Below are 3,687 nucleotides of genomic sequence, written 5' to 3'. Positions count from 1 at the left end.
CTCCTACAGGCCCAATAACTTTAGTTGTTCTTACACGACATGATGTTACAATCCAAACAATAGCAAAAAAGGCATTTCTTCAAAGTGATATAGCAAAACAATACAATATCAAAGATATAAGGTTTATACCAATCCCAGAATCCCTTTGGCCATCTTACATAGAAAAAGGAGCCGATGTGGGATGGGGAGGAGGTCCAACACTATTTGATAGTCTCTTCAGGAACAATTACCTAGTACCCATAGAAGACCAAAAAGTTCTGGGCCTAATTGGGAACCAAATCCAAGAAACAATTGCTGGAATGCCAATGATAAGGAAAGGTGACGATGGAAAGATTTACTGGATAGCTGCTGCATTGTCATCCTTTGGGTTCACTGTAAATCATGATGTTCTCAAAAGATGGAATCTCCCAGTTCCTCAGAGATGGGAGGACCTTGCTAGCGAGACCTTCGCAATGGATCCGCCTCAAGTGGGAATTGCTGACCCAACGAGAAGCACTTCAAACACGAGGATTTATCAGATAATCCTTCAAGCTTTTGGATGGGACGAAGGATGGAAGATACTCACCCTAATTGCCGCTAACTCAAAAATCTATGATGCTAGTGATGCTGTTAGAGAGGCCGTAATTGGCGGGGACATAGGTGTTGGAAACACAATCGACTTTTACGGATACATTGCAATGAAAAGCAATCCCTCCTGTGAATATATCATTCCAAAAGGACAGAGTATAATAAATGGTGACCCCATAGCCGTTCTCGTCAAGTCACAACACAAAGAAGCTGCTCAAGCATTTATTTACTGGGTCCTTACTGAAGGGCAAAAGATATGGCTAGATGAACAGATAAATAGGCTCCCTGTTAATCCTGATGTCTTTAATACCCCCGAAGGCCAAAATAGGCCCGATTTAAAGAAGGCCTATGAAAGTGCACTTAATACAGAGGGTATAACGTTCGATGACAATGAGGCTTTAGCAACTGTAAACGCTATGCAGTTTTACTTCAAAGCGACACTTGTGGATGCAAATCAAGAGCTCCACAGGGCTTGGACAGCCCTTGTAAAAGCATACAAAGAAGGAAAAATAAGCGAAAGCAAGTACAATGAACTCAAAGCAAAACTTTTAGAACCAGTCAGGTTTAAAGATCCAGATACTGGAAATACGGTTACATTAACAATAGAGTATGCAAAGAAGATAAATGACAAACTTGAAGATCCTGCATTTAGAGATACCTTAATGCAGATATGGAGAGATGCTGCAAGACAAAAATACCAAAGTGTCCTCGCGGAGGTGCAAGGATGAAGGTTAGCAAATGGTGGGAAAGAGTCTTTGGGACTCCTCTTTTTGAGCCCCTTATCGCCTTTTCTTATCTTTTTCCATTACTATACTTAGTGATGTTTTTGATAGTGCCTGTGATTTCCATGTTGTTAATTGCATTTACATATGATGGAAACATCTCTTTTCATTGGTTCAAAAGCATATTGATGGATTCTTATTATATCCAATTCCCCCCACATGGGGATTTTGCTCAAAAATTAACAACTTCAACTGGTGAGAGTTTGTATTTAATCAGGGGTGTAGATTTTGGGGTTGTTCTTAATTCCCTTGTTGTTGCGGCATTAGTAACACTCTTTACTGCAATCTTAGGAACTGTATTTGCCTTTGTAATGGCAAGATATAATTTTAAAGGGAAAAACCTGTTTAGAATTGCCCTTTTTATCCCCCTTTTAGTAACCCCCTTTGTGAACGCATATGTGATAAAACAGATGTTCAGTGAGTTTGGGCTAATAAACTATGTCTTTCATGAAGTTCTTCACGTACTCCCCTTTAGAATTAAAATAGATGGATTAGCCGGAGTTGTACTGGCCCAATCAATGGCATATTACCCAATAGTTTATTTAAATGCCTATGCAAGCTTCATCAATATCGATCCAACTTTAGAAGAACAAGCAGAAAACTTAGGAAGCAAGAGTTTCCGACTCTTCAGAACCGTCACTTTCCCACTGGCCCTGCCAGGAATCGCCGCAGGTGCTACTTTGGTATTCATATTCAGTCTTGAGGATCTAGCGGCTCCAGTAGTCTTCCACGCTGATCCATTAGCTAAAAAACTTATGTCATACCAGATATTTAGCAAATTCATCTACGGCCTAGGAGAGAGAAGTCCAGAAATAGCTGCCCTTTCAATAATAATGCTCACACTGGCCATAATAGCATTCCTCGGGATTAGAAAATACGTAAGCCTAAGGCAATATGCAATGCTTAGCAAGGGTGGAAGGTGGAAACCAAGAGTAAGTGATCCAAAAACATGGCAAGCTCTTTTAATTTACTTAGTTCTCCTACCTGCTTTACTAATCACAATTTTTCCACAGCTAGGCGTTATTATGCTTGCCTTCTCAGAAAGATGGACTACTACAGTGCTGCCCCAAGGATTCACCATAGATTACATAAAAGAGATGATCCTAAATCCCGATGTGAGAAGATTCATCGTGAACAGCTTAACCTATTCAGGAGCTGCAGTGATTCTAATAGTTATCTTGTCAATAACCTCCTCTTATGCCAGTAGTAGATTCAAAGGAGCCTTAAGTCCAGTACTAGAAAGTATCGTGATACTCCCAATTGCAGTACCAGGAATAGTTGTGGCAATGGGATACTTCTACTTCTTCTCGGTAATTACTCCAGAGAACTCGCCGCTAAACCCAACATCCCTCTACGGGTTTAATCCTGCTTTGGTCTTGATACTTGCTTATTCCATAAGAAGGCTACCATTCGCAGCTAGATCCGTCTATGCCGGCTTGCAACAGGTTCATGTATCCCTCGAAGAATCATCGATAAACCTGGGTGCTTCGAGGTGGAGAACTATCACTGGAATATTAATGCCTCTAATTTCCCTAAACGTCTTTGGTGGAAGCATGCTTAGTTTTGTTTATTCCATGAGTGAAACAAGCGTAGGGATAACATTGGGTTCAATAAACATGGAACAGGCCCCAATAACAGCATTTATGAAAGAAGTCCTAATGTCAGCGGCAGGTAGTATAAACCTTGCGGCAGCATTGGGAGTTTTATTAATAGTTGTGCAGATAACTGCAATCGTGGTTGTTAATGTTATCACAAAACAAAGATATTCATTCATTGGATTAACATGAGGTGAGAAAATGGTCGAGGTTAAACTTGAGAATATAGTAAAAACATTTGGGGAGACTGTAGCGTTAAAAGGCATTAATCTACACGTAAAAGATGGAGAACTTTTCACTCTCCTTGGTCCAAGTGGGTGTGGGAAATCAACCACCTTAAGAATCATAGCTGGCCTAGACTTTGCTGATAGTGGACATTTATATTTCGATGACGACGATGTGACGTATAAAAGTTCAAGTGAAAGAGGAGCAGTGCTAGTTTTCCAAAACTATGCTCTATGGCCCCATATGACCGTTTATGACAACGTGGCTTATGGTCTAAAAGTAAAAAAACTTCCAAAGCAAGAGATTGACAGAAAAGTAAAATGGGCGCTTGAACTGGTTAAGCTCCAAGGTTATGAGGATAGATATCCAACCCAGCTGAGTGGAGGCCAACAGCAAAGAGTAGCAATAGCAAGGGCCCTCGTAGTTGAACCTAAGCTCTTACTCTTAGATGAACCTCTCTCAAACCTAGATGCAAAACTTAGACTTGAAATGAGATCCGAAATAAGAAGGATACAACG

Annotated in this window: 3 protein-coding genes; all 3 read left to right on the top strand. The window is 40.5% G+C overall.

The genetic code is table 11. The annotated features are described in order from the left end of the window. Positions 1 to 1,295, top strand: a 1,295-nt coding sequence (locus tag H5T41_10815; protein MBC7109250.1) for an ABC transporter substrate-binding protein, incomplete at its 5' end; no start/stop codon positions are given. Further along, positions 1,292 to 3,136, top strand: a complete 1,845-nt coding sequence (locus H5T41_10810) for an iron ABC transporter permease (protein MBC7109249.1) — start codon at positions 1,292 to 1,294, stop codon at positions 3,134 to 3,136. The genes H5T41_10815 and H5T41_10810, both read left to right, overlap by 4 nt. Before the next feature lie 9 nt (positions 3,137 to 3,145). Next, positions 3,146 to 3,687 (top strand): ABC transporter ATP-binding protein (locus tag H5T41_10805; protein ID MBC7109248.1); only part of this gene is annotated, 542 nt, incomplete at its 3' end.

Source organism: Methanomassiliicoccales archaeon, from assembly GCA_014361295.1.
Classification (GTDB): domain Archaea; phylum Thermoplasmatota; class Thermoplasmata; order Methanomassiliicoccales; family JACIVX01; genus JACIVX01.
This window is presented reverse-complemented; position numbering and strand designations above follow the sequence as displayed.

Coding starts and splice junctions, on each gene's coding strand:
- H5T41_10810 (MBC7109249.1), top strand. CDS start 1,292: ATGAAGGTTAGCAAATGGTGGGAAAGAGTCTTTGGGACTCCTCTTTTT.